A 22,779-nucleotide genomic window follows, 5' to 3' on the forward strand; every position below is an offset into this window, starting at 1 on the left:
GCCGGGGGGTGTGTCCCTCCTCGCCGCACAGGGCGCCGACCTTCGCCGTCCCACGTCTCGCCGTCGCGGCGCTTGCGTGCGCGCCCGGGTGCTGTGCTCGGGTGGTGGCGCCGCATTGTGACGCCGGGGGGTGTGTCCCTCCTCGCCGCACAGGGCGCCGACCTTCGCCATCCCACGTCTCGCCGTCGCGGCGCCTAGAGGCGTACTCGGGTAGCGACCTGCTCAGGCGGCGCGGCCTGTCCGGGGGGTGGCGTGAATGCGGTGCGTGGTGGCGAGTCGGAGGGTGCGGACGCGTTCGTGTGGGTCCGCTCATACTCGGCCGTGGGTGTGGGCGCGCTCTTGCACGCCCACACACCAGGGTGGGTTATTTGCGGGTGAGGCGGTGTTCCAGGACCTTGGAGGTTTGGTCGCGGAAGCCGCCGCTTACCTTGCCGAGGGTCTTCTCCTTGGGGGTGGGGGTGTGGCCGTCGGCGTAGGTGGCGTAGCTGAAGACGATGTAGCGGCCCCAGACCAGGCCGGCCGCGTAGCCGCCGGCGATGCCGACGCGGTCGGCGCCCGAGCCCGCGGCGCCGGGGAGGGCTCTGAACCAGAGGTTCTTGGAGAGGTTCTTGGCCTGGTCGGCCTGCAGGGCGGCGTCCTTGGTGGGGAGGACGGCGATGCCGGTCGTCACGGCGTAGAGGTGCTTGGTGTCCACGTAGGTGGCTCGCAGGACGCGGGTGCACTTCTGAGCCTTGAGGGCGTCGGCGAAGGGGCCCGTGGCGGCCTTGTCGCAGCTGTTCTGCATGTCCGTCTTGACGCGCGTGAACGAGGCTCCGGCCAGCGACATCTTCTTCTGCGGGAACGCCTCCGTGAGCGACAGCTTCTTCGGGTCCGTCTTGTCGGAGTTGAGCATGGTGCCGGCCGCGTCCGCGGATGGGGTGACCGTGGGCTGGGCCGTAGTGGGCGGCTCCGCGGTCGGCTGCTCGGCGGAGGGCTGGGCGCTGGCGGCCGTCGGCTTCGTGGGCGGGGCGGACTTCATCGAGCGGTAGGCGAAGAAGCCTCCGGTCGCCACGCCCGCGAGCACCAGCACGCCCAGCACCGCGAACAGCGCCTTCTTGCTCTTGCCCGGCTGCTTGGTCGCCGCCGTCGGGGGCACGAAGCCCTGTCCCGGCTGGAAGGCGGGCGCGCCGTTCGGGGGTGTCGGCCCGTCCACCGCGCCGAAGGGTGCGAACGGCCGCCCACCCGAGCCTTGAGCCGGTACGGCAGGCAAGTTCTGCCCCGGTACGGCGGGCAGGGACTGCCCCGACCCGGTGGGTGAAGGCTGCCCTGGTCCGGTCTGCCCAGGCTGTCCCGGCCCGGTCTGCCCAGGCTGAGCCGGTACGGCGGGCAACGCTTGTCCTGGCCCGGCTTGGGCGGGTTGGCCTGGTGCGGGGGGAGAAGCCTGGCCCGGACCGGCCTGCGCAGGGTGCGCTGACGCGACGGGCGGTGCTTGACCTGGTCCGGGTTGGGCAAGTTGGCCCGGTACGACGGGCAGTGTCGGCGTTGCGCCGGGTGCTTCGCCAGGCGCGGCAGCGTCACCGGCGGCCTGTCCGGGAACGATGGCGCCCTGACCAGGCATAGGAGTGCCCTCACCCGATACCGGGGTGCCCTGGTCGAGCGTGGGGCCGACTGAGGCTGGCGTCGGGGTGGCCTGGTCGGATGACGGGGTGCCCGGTATGGGGGTGGGCTGGACGGGGGCCGCGGTGACTCCGCCCGGGATGGTCTGGGTGCCCGGTATGGGGTTGGCCTGGCTGGGAGCCGCGGTGGCTTCGGCCGGGATGGTTCGGCCTGGAGCCGGGGTGGTCTGCTCGGCGGTCAGGTCGTTCTGGCCGGGCGCCGGAGTGGTCTGGGTGGGGGACGAACCGGTCTGGGGGCCGGCGGTTCCGTCGGCGTGGATGGGTGCCTGGCCGGTGGGAGAGTCGGTGTCGGCCTGAGCGGGGGTGCCTGCCTGGTCGTTCGCGCCTGGACGTGGCGTGCCGCCCGGCGGCATGAAGCGTACGGGCGTGGTGACATCGCTTGGCACAGGGGTGGTGGTCTCGCCCGGGAACGTGGCGTGGGCCGGCGTGGTGGCCTCGCCCGAGAACGTGGCGTGGGCAGGGGTGGTGGCCTCGCCCGGGAACATGGCGGGGGTGGTGGCCTCGCCTGCGGCTGTGGGCTCCGCAGGGGTGGTCTCGCCCGAGGCTGCGACGTGCGGAGGGGCAGCGGTCTCGTCCTGGGATGAGGCGGTGGGTTTGGCTGGGTTCTTGGGCCAGACCTCGGGGGCGAAGGGGAGGTCGGGGATGCGGTCCTGGTCCTGAGAGGCGGGGTGGGGCGGCCAGACGGGGACGTCGCCGGGTTCGGCGGCGTGGGCGTCCGGGAGGGTCCTGTTCGCGTCGAAAGTCACCGGACGCGGGGAAGGCGCGAGGATGTCGTGGGCGTCGTGGGCGTCGTGGGCGTCGTGGGCGTCGTGGGACGCGGGCGCCGGGTCGTCCTCGGGAGAGAGTTCGCCGGTCGCCGCGGGCCAGGGAGGCATGACGGCGTCCGGGGTGGGCGCGGGCCAGACGTTCATGTCGGCCGCCGCGGCCGTGAAGGCGGGGGGCGGCTCCCACGGTGGGGCGCCGGGGACCACGGACCAGCCTGAGGGAGCCTCGGAGCCCGGGGACTGCCAGGACTCGGCGCTGGGCTCCCAGCCGTTCGCCGGTGGCAGATCGGCATAGGACTGCTCGCCGTACGCGTCGTCGAGCGGCCGGCCGAAGTGGTCGGCGGGCGAGCCGTCGGACGGCGGAGGACCGTCGGACCCGCTGCCAGGCGGCAGAGCAGCGGGGGACGCAGGCTGGGGAGGTTGCCAGCCGGGCTCGCCGGACTCGGAGAACCAGTCGTAGGGGGCGGCGTCGCCGCCCGTCACCTCCCACGCCTGAGCGCCGGGGAAGACCGGCAGGTCGGGCAGGTCCGGCGGCGGCCCGGGGTAGACGGGAATGGGGCGGGGAGGTTCCGCAGAACCCCCGTCGCCGCCGATGACGGGCTCCACCAGCTGACCGAAGCTCGGCGGCGGCGTCGCCGGTGCGGCCGAGCCGTCGTCGTCCCTACGCTCGTGCTCAGACCCGGGTTCCTGGCCACGCATAAGGGGGAGCCTAGCGAGAGTCAGGAGATCGTCATGCCGGTATGGGCGTTCCCGGCCGGATCGGCCACCCCATTGATACCCGTAAGGGGGTGGAAGACCGTTTTCACCCCGCGGGTTGGCCGGTCAGCGAACGTTCGTCCAATGCCTTGAAAACGGTCGCCTGGGTGATGTCGTCCACAGCCTGATAAAGGGCCTTGAAGCCCTTCTTGTCGGGCTTGGTGCCGTCCTTCTTCTGGATCCAGTACATGACCACGTAGTGCCCGTGGGTGCGCGCCTGCGCGCCCCCACTGCCCTGCCCGAGCAGCTTGGTGACCGAGTCCTTGCCCGGCAGCGGCTTGACGTAGTCCGACTTGCTCCCGGCGGCTGCCACCTTCGTGGAGTCCCTGCCCGAGTTCAGGTTGGCGACCCCGACAGTGCCGATGACCTTGCCGTCCTTGTCGCGGAAGCTGGCGCGCAGCAGCTGGGTGCACTTGGCCTTCTTGAGAGCCTTCTGCAGCTTGTCGCCGAGGACGGCGTCGCCGCACTTCTTGTCCTTGGTGGTGATCGTCACCACGTACGACCGCCCGGAGACGTCGATCTTCTTGGTCGGGAAGACCTCCTTGATCGTGAGCGGCTCCGAGTCCGTCTCCCGCGAGCCGGCGTAGCCGTACTTGCCCTGCGGACCTGAAGGGAGAGGCGCGGAGGTACGGCGGGCCGCGTCGGACGAGGCGGGTTTGGGGCTGTCCATGTTCCACATCACGAAGAGGCCGCCGCCGAGCAGGACGAGCGCCGCCACGCCGCCGATGGCGAACCACAGCGGCCCTCGCGAGCGCTTGCCCTCGTCGTACGGGCTCCACGTCTTGCTGCGAGGCGCCGGGGGGTCCTCGGCCGAACGCTTGCCGCGAGGCACCGGAGGCTCCTCGGCGGAGCGCTTGCCGCGAGGCACCGCAGGCTCCTCGGCGGACCGCTTGCCACGAGGCGCCGGAGGCTCCTCGGCTGCGCGCCTGCCGCGGCGGGGGGTGCTTTCCTGGGTGGTCTCGTCGGGAAAACCCATGCGGGCGACCCTACCGTGCGTTTGTCATGGGTACCCGAGATCCTGGGTCCACCAGGTGTCACCGGCGCCCGACACGACGCCCACGCCGATGGTCGCGACGGAGCAGTTCAGGATGTTCTGCCGCCTGTCGCGGCTGTCGAGCCAGGCGCGCACGGCCTCGTCGGCGGAGGAGTAGCCGCGGCCGATGTTCTCGGCCGCCCCGTTGCTGTATCCGGCGCGCTCCATCCGGTCCCAGGGCGAGGACCCGTCGGGGGAGTCGTGGGTGAACCTGCCGGTGCGCGCCATCTCCTCGGAGTGCGTCCTGGCGCTGCGGGTCAGCCGGGCGTCGACCTGCAGCGGGCGGCAGCCGCGCTTGACGCGGGCGGCGTTGGTGAGCGCGACCACACGCGAGGCCAGCCCCGGCACCACCTGGACGCTCTGGTCGCCGATGACCTGGGTGGGGTCGTAGTTGGTGTAACCGGGCACCTGGTTGGTGGGCGTGCTCTTGGCGGGCTTGGGGGTGGTGCGGGACCGCGGCACGGCGGCCGTGCTCTCCCTGGCCGAGCGGCCGGTGTGCGGCTGGGTCTTCTTGGGCGCCGGGGTCATCTTCAGCGCGGCGGGCGGCGCCGTCTCGTTCAGGTAGATGCGGCCGGTGGTCTGGGGATCGTCGGTCAGTCGCCCGATCAGGACACCGGTGAACAGGGCCGCCAGAATGCAGACCATCGCACCCAGGTGATTCCGTCGCCGCGCGCTTTGCTGGGTGTGCCGGGAGTGAGGGGTCTGCCACATGCCGCAGCCAACGATAGGGATGACTGGTCCTGGTAAAGAAGGGTCTGGCGGGAACCGAAATAGAACCGTTCTGTGGTCGGATAGACTCGGTTCGGGTCACCGGTCTTTTGACCAGCGCCCTTCGGGGCAGGTAACCTAATCGTTCGTTGTGTGCATAGGTCCCGCGTGACCGATGCGCGGCGCGTCCGGCGTCATCTCCCATCTGGTGGAGACGGAAGGTCCGGGCCGTCGTGTGCCCGCACCGACCGACCAATACGGCTGTCACATCCGACACCGCCGAAGACGCGAGCATAAAGAAGGCTACGACCGTGCGCACGTACTCACCGAAGCCCGCCGACGTCGAACGTCAGTGGTACGTCATCGACGCGACCGACGTCGTCCTGGGCCGGCTGGCCAGCCACGTGGCGAACCTGCTCCGCGGTAAGCACAAGCCGATCTTCGCCAACCACGTCGACACCGGTGACTTCGTCATCATCATCAACGCCGACAAGGTGCACCTGAGCGGCAACAAGCTCGAGCAGAAGAAGGCATACCGCCACTCCGGTTACCCGGGCGGTCTGCGTTCCGTGAGCTACGGCGAGCTCATGGAGAAGCGGCCGGAGAGGGCCGTCGAGAAGGCCGTCAAGGGCATGCTGCCCAAGAATTCCCTCGGCCGGAAGATGGCCAAGAAGCTGAAGGTCTACGCGGGTTCCGAGCACCCGCACCAGGCCCAGAGGCCCGTGCCGTTCGAGATCACCCAGATCGCCCAGTAGGAAAGTTAAGAGGAGAACCGTGGCTGAGCCCACTGGTGTCGAGACGGCCGTCGAGGCCGAGCTGGACGACTACAGCAGCACCGAGGACTTCCCGTCCGAGTACACGACCGAATCCGCCGCCAGCGCCGAAGCTCCGGTGCGCAAGCCCGTCACCACGGGCAACTCGTACGGCACCGGCCGCCGCAAGGAGGCCATCGCCCGGGTGCGCATCGTCCCCGGCACCGGTAAGTGGACGATCAACGGGCGTTCCCTGGACGTCTACTTCCCCAACAAGGTCCACCAGCAGATCGTCAACGAGCCCTTCGTGGTGCTCGGCGCCGAGGAGGCGTTCGACGTCATCGCCCGCATCGACGGCGGCGGCGTGACCGGCCAGGCCGGTGCGCTGCGCATGGGCCTGTCGCGCGCACTGGCGATCCTCGACGTCGAGGTCAACCGCCCGCCGCTGAAGAAGGCCGGCTTCCTCACCCGTGACGCCCGCGCCACGGAGCGGAAGAAGTACGGCCTCAAGAAGGCCCGTAAGGCTCCGCAGTACAGCAAGCGCTAAATTGGCGCGCCTTTTCGGCACCGACGGGGTACGTGGGGTCGCGGGTCGCGACCTCACGGCCGAGCTCGCCATGGAGTTGTCCGTGGCGGCCGCGCACGTCCTCGGAGACACGGGACCCAAGCGTCCCGTGGCGGTGGTGGGCCGGGACCCCCGGGCTTCAGGTGAATTCCTGGAGGCCGCGGTGGTCGCCGGCCTCGCGTCGTCCGGGGTGGACGTGCTGCGGCTGGGCGTGCTGCCCACCCCGGCGGTGGCCTACCTGACCGGCGCGCTGGGCGCGGACCTCGGCGTCATGCTGACGGCCTCGCACAATCCGGCTCCGGACAACGGCGTGAAGTTCCTGGCGCGCGGCGGGCTCAAGCTGGCCGACAAGGTCGAGGACGAGATCGAGCGCCGCCTCGGCGAGCAGTGGAACCGCCCCGTCGGTTCCGGGGTGGGCCGGGTGCGCGACGCCTACGGCGAGGCCGACCGCTACATCTCGCACGTGCTGACCACCCTGCCCGGCCGGCTCGACGGCCTGGACATCGTGGTCGACTGCGCTCATGGGGCCGCGCACATGGTGGCCCCCGAGGCGCTGGTGCGGGCGGGAGCCCGGGTTGAGGCCATCGGGGCGCGCCCCGACGGGCTCAACATCAACGCCGGCTACGGCTCCACCCATCTGGACAGGCTCCAGCAGGTGGTCGTCTCGCGCGGCGCCGACCTGGGCCTGGCCTACGACGGTGACGCCGACCGCTGCCTGGCGGTCGACCACACCGGCGCGATCGTCGACGGCGACCAGATCATGGCCGTCCTCGCCGCCGCCATGCACGCCGAGGGCCGCCTGGCCAAGGACACCGTGGTGGCCACCGTGATGTCCAACCTGGGCTTCAAGCTGGCGATGCGCGACGCGGGCATCAATGTGATCGAGACCGCGGTCGGCGACCGTTACGTGCTCGAGCGCATGAAGTCCGAGGGCTTCAACCTGGGCGGCGAGCAGTCGGGTCACGTCATCATGCTCGACCACGCCACGACGGGCGACGGTCTGCTCACCTCGCTGCACCTGCTCGCGGTGGTGGCGGGCTCGGGCCGTACGTTGCGCGAACTGGCCTCGGTCATGACGCCGCTGCCGCAGATCCTGATCAACGTCAAGGACGTGGACCGGGGCAAGGCCTCGGTCCCCGAGCTCACGGCCGCCGTGGCGCAGGCCGAGGCGGAGCTGGGGGAGGCGGGCCGCGTCCTGATCCGCCCCAGCGGCACGGAGCCGATGATCCGCGTCATGGTGGAGGCCTCCTCGCAGGACCAGGCGAGCTCGGTGGCCGACCGGCTGGCCGAGATCGTCCGTACCGCGTGCGCATGACGTTCTGAAGGAGCCCCCGCCTCACCTGAGGCGGGGGCTTTTTCGTGCCAGTACGGCAAGCCACCCCACCGGCCGCCCGGCGCTGACGGCGAGTCGGTGACGGTGGCCCGCCGTCACGGCGCACGGGACGCGCGTCAATCGGCTCGCAACCCGGGTTCGGCATGCTGGCTCCCATGACCGTGCTGATCACCGGTGGTCGTGCGCCCGTGGCGTTGGACCTGGCCAGGAAGTTCGCCAGGTCCGGCGTGCGGGTGGTGGTGGCCGAGAGCTCCCGCGGGAACCTGTGCCGGGCGTCGAAGGCCGTGGACAGAACCCACCCGGTGCCGCCGCCGCGGCAGGCGCCGGAGGCGTTCGCGGACGCGCTCGTGAGGATCGTGAAGCGGGAGGGCGTCGACCTAGTCGTACCCACCTGCGAGGAGATCTTCTACGTCTCCCGAGCCAGGGACCGCCTCCTCGAACACTGCGAGGTCCTGGCCGCACCGCTGGACACGCTGCGGAGGCTGCACAGCAAGTGGGAGTTCATCCGCCTCGCCGAGAGCTGGGGGCTCCCGGTGCCGCGAACCGAGCTCGGGACGTGGTCGCACGACGGCACGCCATACGTCACCAAGCCCGAGTTCTCGCGATTCGGCACGCAGGTCCGTTTCGGCGGCCCGATCCCGAAGACGTGGGTGGCGCAGGAGCGGCTCGACGGGCCGCAGGTCTGCACGTACTCGGTGGCCAGGGACGGCAGGCTCGCCGCGCACGCCGCCTACGCCGTCGACTTCACGGCCTCCGGCGCCTGCGTGAGCTTCGAACCCGTCGACCATCCGGCCGCGGAGGAGTGGGTGACGACCTTCGTGGCCCGGCTGGGCTTCACCGGGCAGATCGCCTTCGACTTCGTGGCCGGCGACCGGGTGCTGCCGCTGGAGTGCAACCCCAGGGCCACCAGCGGCGTCCACCTGCTGGGCGACGAGCTGACAGCCGCGCTCATGGGCGAGTCGCGGGCCGTGGCCAGACCGGATCCGGGGAAGCGGGCGATGATCGCGATGGCCATGCTCTCCTTCGGCCTGGCGAACGTCCGATCCGCCCGCGATCTCCGTCGCTGGGCGAGGTTCGTGGCCACGGCGGAGGACGTGATCGCCACCCCCGGCGACAGGGGCCCGTTCGTGGCGCAGTTCGGGGTGCTCTGGCGGAACTGGATCCGGTCGCTGTGGACCGGCCGGACGCTGGTCGGGTGCTCCACCTACGACATCGAGTGGAACGGCCGGTGAGCGTCGAGCTGTTCACCGGGCCTGACCTGCCCTGGCCCGACACCGAGGACGGCCGCTACGCGCGGGCCTACCTGACACCGCTCCTGGAACAGGGCATCGAGCCGTTCGTCGCCAACGCGCGCACGACCGTTGCGGTCCTGCTCGTCGACGGCCAGGTCGTGCTGCCCATCACGGTCAACGACGGCGAGCGCGGCAACGCCTGGGTGTGCTCGCCGTACACGCACTATGTGACCTATGCCCGGGAAGAGCTGCGCGTGCTGGACAGCCGCGCGCTGCGGGCGGTGCTGGGCGGGGCACTGAGCGCGCTGGGGGCGCTGTTCGACTGGTCGCGGATGGACCGGGTCGTGCTGGTCAACAACTGGCTGCTGTCCACGAACCTGTATCCGGCGGTGGACGAGCGGCAGCTCGCCGAGGTCGTCGCGTTCCTCAGGGAGCGCTTCCCCGGGCACGCGATCGGGTTCTGCTCGGTGAACCGGCCGGTCGAGGGGTGCGTGATGGTGCCGGGGCGGCGGATCTATCTGGCGCGGCCGGGCGAGCAGGGGTCCAGGGTCCGCAAGCGGTGGCGGCGCGACCTGCGGCTGATCGAGCGGCGCGGGTACGACGTGGTCGTGCCCGACGACCCCAAGCGGGTCGTCGAGCTGTACGACCTGCTCTACCTGGACAAGTACTCGCGCAACAACCCGCAGTTCACCGCGCGCTTCGTCGACGAGCTGCCGATGACGTACCTGGCGCTGGCCAGGGACGGCAGGATCGACGGGGTGCTCGGCTACTTCGTGCGCGACGGCGTGCTGACCACGCCGGTCTTCGGCTACGACACCGCGATGCCGCAGCCGCTCGGGCTGTACCGGATGCTGAGCGCGCTGGTCTACCAGGTCGCGGCCGACAGGGGGCTGGTGGTCAACGACAGCGCGGGGGCGGGGGAGTTCAAGCGGCTGCGCGGAGGCGTGCCAGAGATCGAGTACCGTGCCGTCCACGTCGATCACCTGCCGTGGCGGCGGCGGGCCGGTTGGGTGGCGCTGTCACGACTGCTGGGGTGGATCGCGGTGCCGCTCATGCGACGGTATGAGGTGTGATGGAGCTCGTTGCCCAGGTGTTCCAGGCCTGTGAACGCACGCCGGAGGCGACCGCGATCGTCGGCTCGCGGGGCGAGAGGATGACGTTCGGCGCGCTGCGCGACCGGGCGCTGCGCATCCGCGACCGGCTGTCGGCGGCCGGGCTGGCCAGGGGAGACGGCGTGCTGTACGCGGTCGAGCCGTCCCCCGAGGCGATCGCGGTGGCGCTGGGCGTGGTGGCCGCCGGCGGCGTGCTGGTGCTGGCCGACCCCGGGGTCCCGCCCGCGATCCTGGAGGCCAGGCTGCGGCTGGCCGAGCCGCGATGGGTGGTGGCCGAGTCACGGCTGTACGCGATCACGTCGCTCGCGCCGCTGCGTGCGCTCGTCCGCCGCCGCGGCGTGCTGCTGCCCAGCCTGCGCGACCCGCTGCCCGGTCACGGCCTGTGCCACGCCTACACCGGCCGGTGGCTGCCCGGGGTGCCGCGGCACGCCGTACGGCTGTGGGGACTGGAGGGGCCCGCGCCCAGGGAGTACGGCGGGGCCGAGGCGGACAGCCCGGTGGCGGTGATCTTCACCTCCGGCACGACCGCGAACCCGAGGGCCGTGGTGCACACGCAGCGGTCGCTGGCCGCAGGGCTGGAGATCTTCCGCGACCACTTCCCCGTCGGGCCCGGCGACATGGTGCACGCCGACGGGCTGATGATCGGGCTGCCCGCGCTGATCGGCGGCGCCGTCTGGTCGATGGGGCCCGCACGGGTCGTCGCCCGGCGGCCGGTCACGCACCTGTACTGCGTGCCCGTCGAGTTCGCCGGGCTGGACGCCTTCCCCGCCACGCTGCGGACGGTCATGCTCGGGTCGGCTCCCGCGCCGCCGGCCGTACTGCGGAAGGCGCTGGAGCTGCCGGTGGAGGAGGTGCTGAGCATCTACGCGATGACCGAGGCGCTGCCGATCGCGCTGACCGGCGCGCGGGACAAGCTCGAGCACGCCGACGGCGACCTGCTCGGCGCGCCGCTGCCGGGGGTGGGCGTGCGCTTCACCGAGGACCAGGAGCTGGTCGTGAGCGGGCCGCACCTGGCCGGCCGGTATCTGGGCGGGCCGCCGCTCACCGAGGTGGCCACCGGCGACCTGGTCAGGATGGACGACCAGGGCAGGCTGGTGCTGCTCGGCAGGAAGAAGGACATGATCCTGCGCGACGGCTTCAACATCTACCCCAGCCTCTACGAACCGGCCATCGCGGCGCTGCCCGGTGTCGCGGACGCGGCCCTGATCGGGATCGCCGACGAAACCACCGGTGATGAGGAGGTCGTGCTGGCCCTGGTCGCCGACCGGGCGGTCGACGCCAGGGAGCTGCGCGAGGTGGTGGATTCCGGCGCGCTGCCCGACAGGGTCGAGCTGCTGCCAGAGTTCCCCTACTCCAGCAGGCGCAAGCTGGACAGGGCCGCGCTGCGTGAGCTCATTCGTCGCCGGTGAGCGAGAACACCCGCAGCCTGCGCCCCGCCCAGAAGACCGCGCCCACGGTCACGATGATCAGGGCAGGTACGGCGAAGCCGAGCGTCACGTCGCGCGTCAGGTACGGCGAGTCGGACACCTGACCGGCGATCGTCTGCGCCCACTGCTGGATGGAGAACTTGCGCGCCCCCGGCACGAGGCTGCCGACCAGCCCCTCCCACACCAGCGCGTAGACGATCCCGATCGTGACCGCGTGCCGCGTGACGACGCCGAGCAGCAGGAACACCGCCGCGTATGCGATGCCGCCCACCAGCGCGCCCAGCGCGAACCCGGGCGCGATGCCATCCTCGTTGCGCACGAGCAGCCACGCCGCGAAGTAGGTGGGGACCGCGGCGAACAGCCCCAGCAGCGAGGCCGCCACGACGAACTTCGTCTGCGCGATCACCGGGCGGGAGATCGGCTTGGACATCAGGTGGATGATCGTGCCGTCGTCGATCTCCGGGGCGATCACGCCGGTGCCCGCGATCAGGCCGAGCAGCGGCAGCATGGTGCCGATGGCGAACTTCTGCATGAGGAACGCCGTCGAGCTCTGGTCGCCGCTGCCCGTCAGCCGCAGCAGCACGGCCAGCGCGATCAGCGCCAGCGGCAGCAGGAGCAGCAGCACGATCCGCCGCCGCCCGAGCAGCGCACGGTAGGTGATGCCCGCGACCACTGTGTTCATGACGAGCTCCGGTTGATCAGGTAGGAGAACACGCTCTCCAGGTCCTCGTCGGCTGGGGAGACCTCGTGCAGGTGGACGCCTTCCGCCTTGGCGACCCGGGGCAGCAGCCAGGCGAAGCGCCGGAACTCCACGGCCTGGACCTCCAGCCCGTCCTGCCCGAGCGTGACGCCGCCCGTCGAGTCGTCGACGATCAGCGCGGCGGCCAGCCTGCGGTCGTCGCTCGAGCGGATCCTGAACAGGTGCGGCCTGTCGGTCATCAGCCGGCGGATCTGCCGGAAGTCGCCCGAGGCGGCGTGCCGGCCGGCCACCAGCACCTCGATGTGCTGGGCGACCCGCTCGACCTCCTCCAGGATGTGCGAGCTGAACAGGATCGTCTTGCCCGCCGTGCCCATCGAGCGGATCAGGTCCATCAGATGCATCCGCTGGCGCGGGTCCATGCCGTTGAACGGCTCGTCGAGCAGCAGCACGGGCGGGTCGTGGACGAGCGCGGCGGCCACCTTGACGCGCTGGCGCATGCCCTTGGAGTACGTCTCGACCCGGCGGTCCTTCGGCGTCTCCATCTCGACCGTGGCCAAGGCCTTCTGGGCCGCGCCCGCCGGGTCGGGCAGGCCGTGCAGCTTGGCCGCCGACAGCACGAACTGCCACCCGGTCAGGAACCCGTACACGCCCTCCCGTTCAGGGACGAGCCCGATGTGCCGGTAGACGTGATGGTTCTTCCAGATCTGCCGGTTGTCCAGCGTGACCGTGCCGCCCGACGGCGCCAGGAACCCGGCCATCATGTGCAGCAGCGTCGACTTGCCCGCCCCGTTGGGGCCGAGCAGCCCGGTGACGCCGGGACCGATCGTCATCGTGACGTCGTTGACCGCCACCACGTTGCCGTACCAGCGCGAGACCTGCGACAGTTCGAGCTTCACTTGGCCGCCGCCTTCCGGTAGCGCAGCATCAGGACCGCGATGGCCACCGCGATGAGCGCGACCACGATGATCGCCGGTGCCGGGCCGGGCGGGTAGCCGCCGTCGGAGTGCGGCGGCGTGCCGAACAGCCACACCTGGACGGCGTCCACCAGCCAGAACGGGTTGAGCAGCCACGCCCACTTGGCGGCGGACTCGTTGCCCGTCGACGTCAGCGTCCCGTAGATCACCGGGACGGAGGCGGAGGCCAGCAGGTAGACCGCGATCACCGAGGCCACCCCGAGCCCGCGCCTGGGCGTGAGCGAGGCGATCGCCAGCCCGAACGACGACAGCAGTAGCGCGAGCACCAGCGCCATCAGCAGCGAACCCAGGTACTCCTTGGTCTGCGGCGGCCCCTCCAGATCGATGAGCAGCTCGCCCACGTAGATCAGCGTCAACGGCACGGCGATCAGCAGGAACAGCGCCACGGTCATCGCGACGACCTTCGATCCCACGTACTCCACGATCGTCACCGGCCGCGACAGGTAGAGCGGCAGCACGCGATACCGCAGGTCGGGCGCCACCATCGTGGGCGACTGCGCGGCCAGGAAGATCGCCAGCACCGCCTGCATGATGACCGTGAACCCGCTGTACGGCATGCCGCGCTGCTTCATCAGCGCCATCATCGCGATGGAGACCACCGCGGGCAGCAGCATGATGATCCCGAGCGCGAACGGCACGATCTTGCTGCGTGCCGTACGCCCGAGCCCGAAGACGCCGCGCAGGCTGTGCACGGTCAGCGCCCGCGTGGAGTAGCCACGCCCCAGGCGCGGCCCGTCGTAGTGGCGGTAGCCGATGTCGTAGATCTCGCTAGACATTGGCGGCCTCGTTCTCCCGGAAGACGTCCTCGATGCGGTGGCGGCCGTGCTCCAGCCGGATCAGGCACAGCTCGAGGTCGACCACGGCGTCGCGGATCGCGTCGTAGGTCTCGGGGCCGAGCATCTTGACCAGCAGCAGCCTGCCGTGCGGCGTGACCGTCTGGCCCAGCTCGGCCAGGCGCGCGGCCAGCGGCTGCGTGCCCTCCTCGACCTCGACGGTCAGCGTCTGGGTCGCCTGGGTGAACTCGGCGATCGCGGACGAGCGCAGCAGCCGGCCCGCGTCGATGACGATCACGTGGTCGCAGATGCGCTCCAGCTCGCCCAGCAGGTGCGAGGTGACGAGCACGCTGATGCCGAACTCGGTGCCGATGCGCCTGATCAGGCCCAGCATCTCGTCGCGGCCGCGCGGGTCGAGCCCGTTCGTGGGCTCGTCAAGGAAGATCAGCTTCGGGTCGTGGACCAGCGCCTGCGCCAGCTTGACCCGCTGCTTCATGCCGGTGGAGTAGCCGCCGACGGCCCGGTAGCGCTCTTCGGCCAGGCCCACGTGGCGCAGCACGTCGGCGGCCCGCTCGCGGGCGGCGGTGCGCGGCAGTCCGGACATCTGGGCGAGGTGGACGACCAGTTCGGTGGCGGACACGTCGGGCGGCAGGCAGTCGTGCTCCGGCATGTAGCCCACGACCCGCCGGATCTGCGGGCCCTGCGTGGTCACGTCCAGGTCGAGCACGCGCGCGCCACCCGCGGTCGGCGGCAGCAGGCCGAGCAGGATCTTGATCAACGTCGACTTGCCCGCGCCGTTCGCCCCGACCAGCCCGGTGACGCCGGTGCCCACCGTCACCGTCAGCTGGTCCAGCGCCGTGATGGTCGGGAAGCGTTTGGTCAGCCCCTCGGTCGCGAGGATGTGCATGATCCGGACACTACCCGCCGTGACCCCGGTGTGGCCTCGTTCACACGGATGAACGGCGTCCTACTTGAGGCCAGAGTTCGCGCTGGATCAGCAGGGTGACCGTACCCGCGATGATCATTCCGAAGATGTTCACGCCCAGCTGGGTGACCGCGCCCGCGACCTCCGTCCACTCGCCGACGGCCATGGCGACCGCGGCGTATCCGGCGGCGGGGACCGTGGTCACCGAGATGAAGACGCCCACCAGCGAGGTCGACTTGCCTGCGGTGATCGACAGCACGCCCGCCCCGCCCGCCAGCAATGCGACGATGAGCGACCACTTGTCTGGCTTGACGATGAACCGGACCTCCTCGTTGACCTGCAGGTTCCCCGGTCCGATCCAGCCCAGCCAATAGGAGACCAGCGCGCAGGCGAACGTCACCGCGATCGCGAAGACGAAGCCGACGACCAGCGTCCGCAGCGAGGTGGTGATCAGGTGCCAGCGGCCGCGCAGCAGCCCGAAGCAGATGGCCGCGATCGGGCCGAACTCCGGACCCAGCACCATCGCGCCCACGATCAGGATCGGTGAGTTCTGCGTCACGCCGATGCCTGCCAGCTGCGTGGCGATCGCGAGGAAGGCCAGGTACGCCCAGGTCATCCGGGAGCCGCTGATCACCGTCTGGGCGAGCTCCTCCCAGACCACCGCGTCCTCGGGCTCGCCCGGCGCCTCCTCGACGGCCTCCCTCGCCACCCTGGACAGTGCCAGGTCGATCGACTCGACCGCGATCGAGCCCACCTCCTGCAGCCACCTGAGCCTGCCGATCACCTCGTTGGCGGACTCGCGGGCCAGGTCGCACAGGATCACGTCGCCGACCGGCCCGCGGCCCGCGCCGGGCAGGAGCACGACGTTCGTGGCCCCGACGCAGTCGTCCAGCACGGCCAGCACCTCGTCGGTGCGGGGGGCCGGGCAGATCATTCGCAGGTGGAGCATTTGCCCATTCTCGTCGATCCGATGTTGATGCCCTGTTGACAACTCGCCGCGAGGCTGGCCCGCATGACATGCCACGTTCACGGCGAGCAGTGCTGGTTCACCGACATCGACGACCTCGGTTGCGCGGGCAGGTTCGCCGCCTACGTCTACGAGGAGCTGTGCGGGATCACGTACGGCGCAGCCGTACCCGCTTGACCGCGTGGTCGGCGCCCTTCTGCAGGACCAGGTCGGCGCGTCCGCGGGTGGGCGCGATGTTCTCGACCAGGTTGCGTTCGTTGATGTCGCGCCAGATGTTCACCGCGAAGTCGGTGGCCTCCTCGTAGGAGAGCTCGGCCAGGTAGCGGAAGTAGGACTTGGGGTCCTCGAACGCGGTACGGCGCAGCTTGTGGAAGCGGTGCACGTACCAGGTGCGGATGTCCTCCACCTTGGCGTCGACGTAGATCGAGAAGTCGAAGTAGTCGTTGACCGCCAGGGCCGTCGGGGGAGCGGGCTGGAGGACGTTCAGCCCTTCGATGATCAAGATGTCCGGACTTTTCACGGTTTGCGTGGCGCCGGGGACGATGTCGTACTCGAGGTGGCTGTAGATCGGAGCCTGGACCTCGGCCGCGCCCGCCTTCACCTCGGCCACGAACCTGACCAGCGCGCGCCGGTCGTAGCTCTCGGGGAAGCCCTTCCTGTGCATGATGCCCTTGGCCTCGAGCACCTTGTTGGGGTACAGGAAGCTGTCGGTGGTGATCAGTTCCACGTGCGGGTGCTCGGGCCAGCGGGCCAGCAGCGTGTGCAGCAGGCGCGCGGTGGTCGACTTGCCCACCGCGACGCTGCCCGCGATGCCCAGGATGTACGGCACGCGCTGCTCGTCGTGGCCGAGGAAGGCGCTCAGCACGCTGCTGCGCTGCTTGGACCCGGTGAAGTGCAGGTTCAGCAGGCGGGTCAGGGGGAGGTAGATGTCGGTGACTTCGGTGAGGTCGATCGGGTCGTCGAGGCCTCGCAGCTCTTCCAGCTCTTCTGCGGTGAGAGTCAAGGGCGTGTTCTTGCGGAGCTCGCTCCACTGCTCCCTGCTCAGTTCCACGTAGCCGTTGTTCACCCAGGCAGCCTACTCATGGGCCGTTCGTGGGTTTCCCCTGGGCTGTGTCCACACCTTGTGGATAAACCTCGGGGATTACCAGGACCGCGTTCGGGGTAAGAACCTTTTTTCATGATCCACGCATCTGGGGTCCCAGGGGAATCTCGAATAACCTGAGGAGATGATCCTGGGCATCGGCGTGGACGTGGTGGACATCGCCCGGTTCGAGGCCGCGCTCGAGCGCTCTCCCGGGTTGCGGGAGCGGCTGTTCACCGACGTCGAGCGGCCGCTGGCGCCCCAGTCGCTGGCCGCCAGGTTCGCGGCCAAGGAGGCCGTCGCCAAGGCGCTGGGCGCGCCGCGCGGGCTGTCGCACCTGGAGGCCGAGGTGCGCGTCGACGACACCGGCAAACCGGAGCTCCACCTCACGGGCAAGGCCGCCGACGTGGCCTACGGTCTCGGCGTCAAACGCTGGCACATCTCACTCAGCCACGACGCGGGCATCGCCATGGCCTACGTGATCGCGGAGGGATAGCTTCTGATCATGCTCACCGCCTACACCGCCGACCAGATCAGGGCCGCCGAGCAGGTGCTGATGGCCGAGCTCCCCGACGGCACGCTCATGCAACGCGCCGCGGCCGGTCTGGCCGCCGTCTGCGCCGACCTGCTCGGCAAGGTGTACGGCTCCCGCGTCCTGCTGCTGGTCGGCAGCGGCGACAACGGCGGCGACGCCCTCTACACCGGTGTACGGCTGGCGCGGCGCGGCGCCAGGGTGACGGCGATCCTGGCGGGATCCAGGACGCACCAGGCGGGCCTGGAGGCGTTCCTGCAGGCGGGCGGCCGGGTGGCCGGCACGATGGAGCCTGCTGACCTCGTCGTCGACGGGCTGGTCGGGATCGGCGTGGCAGGCGCGCTGCGCGAGCCGTACGCGGGGCTGGTCGCCGAGGCGAACGCCTCGGGGGCGCCGATCGTGGCGGTCGACGTGCCGAGCGGCGTGGACGCCGGCAGCGGCCGGGTGCCGGGCGTGGCCGTCAGGGCGCAGGTCACGGTCACGATGGGGGCCTGCAAGACCGGGCTGCTCGTCGACCCGGGCGCGGCCCAGGTGGGCCTGCTCGAGGTGATCGACATCGGGCTCGGGCCGTACCTGCCCGATCCTGACGTGGCCGCGCTGACCAGGACGGACGTCGAAGACCTGCTGCCGCGCCCGGCCGAGGAGTCCGACAAGTACCGCAGGGGCGTGCTCGGCGTGGCCGCCGGCAGCGACGCCTACACGGGCGCGGCCGTGCTGGCCGTGGGCGGCGCGCTGCGGACGGGCGCCGGGATGGTGCGCTACGTGGGATCGTCCGCCCCGGTGGCGCAGGTGCGCGCGCGCTGGCCCGAGGCCGTCATCACCGAGCTCGACGGCCCGTCGCTGGACGGGGTGGGCCGGGTGCAGGCGTGGGTGCTGGGTCCGGGGCTCGGGACCGGCGACTGGGCGCACGAGCTGGCGGCCAGGGTGCTGGCCGGCGACGTTCCGGTACTGGTCGACGCCGACGGGCTGACCCTGGTGGCCAGGGATCGGTCGCTGCTGCGCCGTACCGCTCCCGTGCTCATCACCCCGCACGCCGGGGAGCTGGCGCGGCTGCTGCGCGTCGACAGGGACCAGGTCGAGGAGCGCAGGCTCGAGCACGCCCGCAGGGCGGCGGCGGAGCTGGGCGTGACCGTGCTGCTCAAGGGGTCGACGACGGTGATCGCCGAGGAGGACCGGCCGGTCCGGGTGAACAGGACGGGCACCTCGTGGCTGGCCACCGGCGGGACGGGAGACGTGCTGTCGGGAATCGCGGGCGCGCTGCTGGCCCAGGGACTGTCCTGCTACGACGCCGGGTCGTGCGGCGCCTACCTGCACGGGCTCGCCGGACGGTTGGCGGCGGACGGTGCCCCGCTCACCTCGGCGGACGTGGCGGCCATGGTGCCCGACGCCATCAGGTCGCTGAGAGGCGAATCACGCTCGACCACCTGAGCGAGCTGACAGACTGGTGAGATGAACTCCCCGATGGCGACGCCTTCGCAGGCGCGGATCGACCTGGACGCGATCAGGCACAACGTGGCCCTGCTCAAGGAGCACGCGGCAGGCGCGGAGCTGATGGGCGCGGTCAAGGCCGACGCCTACGGTCACGGGTTGGTCCCCGCCTCCAGGGCCGTGCTCGAGGGCGGCGCGAGCCGGCTCGGCACCGCCTACATCCGCGAGGGCCTGGCGCTGCGCGCCGCGGGGATCACCGCGCCCGTGCTGTCGTGGATCGTCACCCCCGGCGAGCCGATCGACGAGGCGCTCGAGGCCGATCTGGAACTGTCGGCCCCCGACGCGCGACTGCTCGACGAGATCGCCGCCGCGGCGCGGCGCACGGGGCGCACCGCCCGGATGCACCTGGAGGCCGACACCGGCATGAGCAGGGGCGGGTCCCCGCTGGCCGCCTGGCCGGGGCTGCTGTCCAGGGCGCTGGAGCTGCAGGCCGAGGGGGCCGTCGAGATCGTCGGGCTCTGGTCGCACTTCGCCTGCGCCGACATCCCCGGCCATCCGTCGATCGACGCGCAGATCGACGCGTTCGACCAGGCGCTGAAGCTGGCCGAGCAGGCGGGCGCCGCCGGGTCCCACGTCATCAGGCACCTGGCCAACTCCGCGGCGATCGTGACGCTGCCGCGCACCCGCTACGACCTGGTCCGCCCGGGCATCGCCATGTACGGGCTGAGCCCGATCCCCGAGCTCGGCGACTTCGGGCTGCACCAGGCGATGACGCTGGTGGCGCGGATCGCGCTGGCCAAGCGGGTGCCCGAGGGCTCAGGCGTGTCGTACGGGCACCTGCACCACTGCGAGCGCGAGACCACGCTCGGGCTGGTCCCGCTCGGCTACGCCGACGGCATCGTGCGCCACGCCTCGGGCAAGGTCGAGGTGCTTGCGGGCGGGAAGCGGCGGGCCATCGTCGGCCGGGTGTGCATGGACCAGTTCATGATCGACGTCGGCGACGACCCGCTGGCGGCCGGTGACGAGGTCGTGCTGTTCGGACCTGGTAAGACGGGCGAAAGCACGCTGCAGGAGTGGGCGGATAACCTCGGCACGATAACGCATGAGATCGTGACGAGAATCGGCGCGCGCGTGCCGAGGGTTTACAAGGGATCGGGGACATGACGACGACAACACGACGGAAGGTCGGGATCGCCGGCGCCATCGTGGGCGCCGCCTCGGCGGGTGTCGCCGCCGCGGCACTGGCCAAGCGCTACGCGGTGGGCCGGATCAGGCTGCGTCCCGACCCCGAGGCCAGCGAGCCGTTCGGCGAGCTCGGCGGCACGCAGGCCACGCTGACCACCTCCGACGGGGTGGCGCTGCATGTGGAGCTCGACGGACCCGACGACGCGCCGCTGACGATCGTGTTCTGCCATGGCTACTGCCTCAACCTGGAGTCGTGGCACTACCAGCGCCGCGACCTGCGCGAGAACCACCGCATGGTGCTGTGGGACCAGCGTTCGCACGGCCGCTCCCAGCGCGCCGAGGCGGAGGACAGCACGATCGACCGGCTGGGGGAGGACCTGGCCGAGGTCATCGCCGAGTTCGTACCGGGCCCGTGCGTGCTGGTCGGCCACTCCATGGGCGGCATGACGATCATGGCGCTCGCCGACCGCCACCCCGAGCTGTTCGGTGACAAGATCCGCGGCGTCGCCCTGATGGCCACCTCGGCCGGCAAGCTGGCCGAGCTCACGCTCGGGCTGCCCGCGATGCTGTCCAAGGCGGTGCACAAGATCGCGCCGTCCACGATCTCGATGCTCGGCCGCCGCGGCGAGCTGATCGACAAGACCCGCCACGCCGGCAGCGACATCGCCTTCCTCATGACCCGCTACATGGGTTTCGGCGACTCCAGGAACGTCAGCCCCACCCTCGTCGACTTCGCCGAGTCGATGATCAGGCAGACCCCGACCGAGGTGTTCGCCGACTTCTACCCGGCGCTGATGAACCACGACAAGCTGTCGGCGCTGCACGTCCTCGACCCGGTGCCGACCGCGATCCTGGTGGGCGACAAGGACTGGCTCACCCCGCCCGACCACGGCCGCGCCATCGCGGCCGCCCTTCCCCGGGCGCAGTTCACCGAGGTGCCCGACACCTCCCACCTGATCCAGCTGGAACGCCCCGGCGTGGTGAACGACGCCCTCCGTGACCTGATCAAGCAGGTGGAGGTCTGAGTGGTGCTCCTGGCCACGGCTGAAGACATGCGCACGTACGGCACGCGGCTGGCCACCCGGCTGCGCGCCGGCGACTTCCTGGTCCTGTCGGGCCCGCTCGGCGCCGGCAAGACCACCCTGGTCCAGGGCATCGCCGAGGGGCTGAAGGTACGCGGGCCGATCACCTCGCCCACCTTCGTCATCGCCCGGGTCCACCCGTCGCTGCGCCAGGGCCCGCCGCTGGTGCACGTCGATGCCTACCGCCTCGGCGGCGACCTGGAGGTGGACGACCTCGACCTGGACGCCTCGCTGGAGGAGTCCATCACGGTCGTCGAATGGGGCGAGGGCCTGGTCGAGGGCCTGTCGGAGGACCGCCTGGAGATCCACATCGACCGCGAGGCGGGCGGCGACGCCCGCACCCTGACCCTGCGGGGAATCGGGCAGAGATGGGCCGACACGCCGTCTGATCCGGCAGAAGAGTAAAACCCGGGCCATCGTCCGGCAATGCTGGCACCCTTGACGTACCTCGCCGTTGGCGTCAATCATGATCATTGGTCATGGATTTGCCTAGATTTTCTGGGTATCAGGTGGGGTGACATTCGCCGTTTGGGTGGATGCTGGGTGCAAAGACGGCAAAGTGGGGTGCGGCGGTGTCCAGGGTCAGACGGGTCGCGTACGCGGGAGCCATCGTCATGATCGGGCTGGTCGGCTGCTCGGCGGCCGAAGGCAGCACACCGACACCATCGGCCTCTGGGACTCCCTCGGCGAGTATCTCCGCCGTGACGCCCAGCCCCTCGGTGTCACGGCAGAACATCCTGGTCCAGCTCAACCCCGACAAGGTCACCGCGGGCGAGAGCTCCAAGGTGTTCGTGCTGGCCAACTGCCCGGTCCCCACCGGCGGCCCGGCCCACACGGGCACGGCCACCTCCAAGGCGTTCCTGTCCGGCGTCCCGCTCAACCCGGTCACCACCACCGCCTCGCCGGCCGTGAGCGTGCCGACGCCCACCGGCACGGCCACGCCTGGTCCGTGGGTGCGCGGTGAGGGCGAGGTGTCGGGCACGGTCAAGCGCGGCACCTACACCGTCGCCGTCAAGTGCGAGGGCACCAACGACACCGGCAAGGCCACGCTCCGCGTCGTCGCGGCCGACGCCAACCCGACCGGCGTGCCGACCAAGGCGCCGCACGCGGGCGGCGGCGGTACGTTCGGCAAGGACGTGGACGACAGCTCCGGCCTGCCGCTCGGCCCCGCCGGCATCGTCGTGGCGCTGCTCCTGATCGGCGGTGCCGTCTTCATGCTGCGGCGCAGCCGGGCCTGACCATGGCCCGCAAGGGGCGAGTGGTCATCGCGGGCGCCGCCACCGGCCTGCTGCTGGTCGCCTTCGGCAAGAGCTTCGTCGCGCCCACGCCGGCCGGCGCCGCGGTCTTCCCCGAGAACATCGACATCCCCTCCATCGACGTCGACGCACCGCTGATGAAGCTCAAGCTGGAGAAGAGCGGCGACCTGCAGCTGCCGCCGTTCGACAAGCCCAAGATGGCCGGCTGGTACACCGGCAGCGCGGTCCCCGGCGACAAGGGCGCCTCGGTCATCGTGGGCCACGTCGACACCAAGACGGCACCGGCGGTGTTCTTCAAGCTCAGGCAGATCCGCAAGGGCGCGCTCATCAAGGTGGAGCGCTCCGACGGCAAGACCGCCGAGTACAAGGTGGACTCCGTCGAGCAGATACCCAAGACGGACTTCCCCGCCAAACGGGTCTACGTCGAGAACGGGCTCAAGCTGGTGACCTGTGGCGGCCAGTTCGACTACGCCAAGGGCGAGTACGTGGACAACATCATCGTCTACGCCTCGCCCGCCTGAAAACGGCTTGCGGCGGTC

At 70.8% G+C, this 22,779-nt stretch carries 23 protein-coding genes; 14 read left to right on the forward strand and 9 right to left on the reverse strand.

Annotated features, from left to right (window positions below):
• Nucleotides 1-364 precede the first annotated feature (364 nt).
• The 3 genes from KIK09_RS51350 to KIK09_RS51360 form a co-directional block, all read right to left on the reverse strand.
• The gene (locus KIK09_RS51350) at nucleotides 365-3,118 is read right to left on the reverse strand and encodes a hypothetical protein (protein WP_214326913.1); all 2,754 of its coding nucleotides are present in this window, start codon (nucleotides 3,116-3,118) and stop codon (nucleotides 365-367) included.
• Nucleotides 3,119-3,221: 103 nt separating this feature from the next.
• Nucleotides 3,222-4,151 (reverse strand): hypothetical protein, encoded by a 930-nt coding sequence (locus tag KIK09_RS51355; RefSeq protein ID WP_214326914.1) that lies wholly within the window; start codon nucleotides 4,149-4,151, stop codon nucleotides 3,222-3,224.
• Nucleotides 4,152-4,175: 24 nt separating this feature from the next.
• Nucleotides 4,176-4,853, reverse strand: a complete 678-nt coding sequence (locus KIK09_RS51360) for a CAP domain-containing protein (RefSeq protein ID WP_214326915.1) — start codon at nucleotides 4,851-4,853, stop codon at nucleotides 4,176-4,178.
• A gap of 374 nt (nucleotides 4,854-5,227) precedes the next feature.
• Between KIK09_RS51360 and rplM the strand changes: the two genes are divergently transcribed.
• The 6 genes from rplM (at nucleotide 5,228) to KIK09_RS51390 (ending at nucleotide 11,319) form a co-directional block, all read left to right on the forward strand.
• Nucleotides 5,228-5,671: a 50S ribosomal protein L13 gene (gene rplM, locus KIK09_RS51365; RefSeq protein ID WP_214326916.1), complete on the forward strand. Its 444-nt coding sequence runs from the start codon at nucleotides 5,228-5,230 to the stop codon at nucleotides 5,669-5,671.
• A 19-nt stretch (nucleotides 5,672-5,690) separates the two neighbouring features.
• Nucleotides 5,691-6,215 (forward strand): 30S ribosomal protein S9, encoded by a 525-nt coding sequence (gene rpsI / locus KIK09_RS51370; protein ID WP_214326917.1) that lies wholly within the window; start codon nucleotides 5,691-5,693, stop codon nucleotides 6,213-6,215.
• 1 nt (nucleotide 6,216) lies between these two features.
• Complete coding sequence (gene glmM, locus KIK09_RS51375) at nucleotides 6,217-7,548, forward strand: phosphoglucosamine mutase (protein WP_214326918.1); 1,332 nt, start codon at nucleotides 6,217-6,219, stop codon at nucleotides 7,546-7,548.
• A 173-nt stretch (nucleotides 7,549-7,721) separates the two neighbouring features.
• Nucleotides 7,722-8,798 (forward strand): ATP-grasp domain-containing protein, encoded by a 1,077-nt coding sequence (locus KIK09_RS51380; RefSeq protein ID WP_214326919.1) that lies wholly within the window; start codon nucleotides 7,722-7,724, stop codon nucleotides 8,796-8,798.
• A complete protein-coding gene (locus tag KIK09_RS51385) occupies nucleotides 8,795-9,871 on the forward strand; it encodes a hypothetical protein (protein WP_214326920.1) in 1,077 nt (358 codons plus the stop codon). Before KIK09_RS51380 ends, KIK09_RS51385 begins: the two co-directional genes overlap by 4 nt.
• Nucleotides 9,871-11,319 carry a class I adenylate-forming enzyme family protein gene (locus tag KIK09_RS51390; protein WP_214326921.1) on the forward strand — a complete coding sequence of 483 codons (1,449 nt, stop codon included), beginning with the start codon at nucleotides 9,871-9,873 and terminating at the stop codon, nucleotides 11,317-11,319. The genes KIK09_RS51385 and KIK09_RS51390 overlap by 1 nt, the downstream gene beginning before the upstream one ends.
• Here KIK09_RS51390 and KIK09_RS51395 read toward each other — a convergent pair.
• Genes KIK09_RS51395 through KIK09_RS51415 form a run of 5 tightly spaced genes read right to left on the reverse strand, consistent with a single transcriptional unit; the run spans nucleotide 11,303 to nucleotide 15,658 of the window.
• Nucleotides 11,303-12,019 carry an ABC transporter permease gene (locus tag KIK09_RS51395; RefSeq protein WP_214326922.1) on the reverse strand — a complete coding sequence of 239 codons (717 nt, stop codon included), beginning with the start codon at nucleotides 12,017-12,019 and terminating at the stop codon, nucleotides 11,303-11,305. The genes KIK09_RS51390 and KIK09_RS51395 overlap by 17 nt on opposite strands.
• Nucleotides 12,016-12,933 (reverse strand): ABC transporter ATP-binding protein, encoded by a 918-nt coding sequence (locus KIK09_RS51400; protein ID WP_214326923.1) that lies wholly within the window; start codon nucleotides 12,931-12,933, stop codon nucleotides 12,016-12,018. The genes KIK09_RS51395 and KIK09_RS51400 overlap by 4 nt, the downstream gene beginning before the upstream one ends.
• Nucleotides 12,930-13,787, reverse strand: a complete 858-nt coding sequence (locus KIK09_RS51405) for an ABC transporter permease subunit (protein WP_214326924.1) — start codon at nucleotides 13,785-13,787, stop codon at nucleotides 12,930-12,932. Before KIK09_RS51405 ends, KIK09_RS51400 begins: the two co-directional genes overlap by 4 nt.
• Nucleotides 13,780-14,691: an ABC transporter ATP-binding protein gene (locus KIK09_RS51410; protein ID WP_214326925.1), complete on the reverse strand. Its 912-nt coding sequence runs from the start codon at nucleotides 14,689-14,691 to the stop codon at nucleotides 13,780-13,782. Before KIK09_RS51410 ends, KIK09_RS51405 begins: the two co-directional genes overlap by 8 nt.
• A 40-nt stretch (nucleotides 14,692-14,731) precedes the next feature.
• The gene (locus KIK09_RS51415; RefSeq protein ID WP_214326926.1) at nucleotides 14,732-15,658 is read right to left on the reverse strand and encodes a DUF389 domain-containing protein; all 927 of its coding nucleotides are present in this window, start codon (nucleotides 15,656-15,658) and stop codon (nucleotides 14,732-14,734) included.
• 63 nt (nucleotides 15,659-15,721) lie between these two features.
• Between KIK09_RS51415 and KIK09_RS59765 the strand changes: the two genes are divergently transcribed.
• Entirely contained in the window at nucleotides 15,722-15,853 is a 132-nt protein-coding gene (locus KIK09_RS59765) for a hypothetical protein (RefSeq protein WP_275956579.1), read from the forward strand.
• Here the strand turns inward: KIK09_RS59765 and coaA are convergent.
• Entirely contained in the window at nucleotides 15,825-16,727 is a 903-nt protein-coding gene (gene coaA / locus KIK09_RS51420) for a type I pantothenate kinase (protein ID WP_214327020.1), read from the reverse strand. The two genes, KIK09_RS59765 and coaA, sit on opposite strands and share 29 nt — an antisense overlap.
• A gap of 175 nt (nucleotides 16,728-16,902) precedes the next feature.
• On the opposite strand from coaA, the gene KIK09_RS51425 reads away from it, so the two are divergent.
• The 7 genes from KIK09_RS51425 to KIK09_RS51455 all read left to right on the forward strand — a co-directional run bounded on the left by KIK09_RS51425 (nucleotide 16,903) and on the right by KIK09_RS51455 (nucleotide 22,761).
• Nucleotides 16,903-17,253, forward strand: a complete 351-nt coding sequence (locus tag KIK09_RS51425) for a holo-ACP synthase (protein ID WP_214326927.1) — start codon at nucleotides 16,903-16,905, stop codon at nucleotides 17,251-17,253.
• A 9-nt stretch (nucleotides 17,254-17,262) separates the two neighbouring features.
• The gene (locus tag KIK09_RS51430; protein ID WP_214326928.1) at nucleotides 17,263-18,717 is read left to right on the forward strand and encodes an NAD(P)H-hydrate dehydratase; all 1,455 of its coding nucleotides are present in this window, start codon (nucleotides 17,263-17,265) and stop codon (nucleotides 18,715-18,717) included.
• Nucleotides 18,718-18,750: 33 nt separating this feature from the next.
• A complete protein-coding gene (gene alr, locus KIK09_RS51435; protein ID WP_214327021.1) occupies nucleotides 18,751-19,881 on the forward strand; it encodes an alanine racemase in 1,131 nt (376 codons plus the stop codon).
• Complete coding sequence (locus tag KIK09_RS51440; protein ID WP_214326929.1) at nucleotides 19,878-20,927, forward strand: alpha/beta fold hydrolase; 1,050 nt, start codon at nucleotides 19,878-19,880, stop codon at nucleotides 20,925-20,927. Before alr ends, KIK09_RS51440 begins: the two co-directional genes overlap by 4 nt.
• Nucleotides 20,928-21,389 carry a tRNA (adenosine(37)-N6)-threonylcarbamoyltransferase complex ATPase subunit type 1 TsaE gene (gene tsaE / locus KIK09_RS51445; RefSeq protein WP_308164799.1) on the forward strand — a complete coding sequence of 154 codons (462 nt, stop codon included), beginning with the start codon at nucleotides 20,928-20,930 and terminating at the stop codon, nucleotides 21,387-21,389.
• A gap of 167 nt (nucleotides 21,390-21,556) precedes the next feature.
• Nucleotides 21,557-22,222: a hypothetical protein gene (locus KIK09_RS51450; protein ID WP_214326930.1), complete on the forward strand. Its 666-nt coding sequence runs from the start codon at nucleotides 21,557-21,559 to the stop codon at nucleotides 22,220-22,222.
• A 2-nt stretch (nucleotides 22,223-22,224) separates the two neighbouring features.
• Nucleotides 22,225-22,761 (forward strand): class F sortase, encoded by a 537-nt coding sequence (locus tag KIK09_RS51455; protein WP_214326931.1) that lies wholly within the window; start codon nucleotides 22,225-22,227, stop codon nucleotides 22,759-22,761.
• Nucleotides 22,762-22,779 lie beyond the last annotated feature (18 nt).

It is taken from the genome of Nonomuraea sediminis, from assembly GCF_018531495.1.
Classification (GTDB): domain Bacteria; phylum Actinomycetota; class Actinomycetes; order Streptosporangiales; family Streptosporangiaceae; genus Nonomuraea; species Nonomuraea sediminis.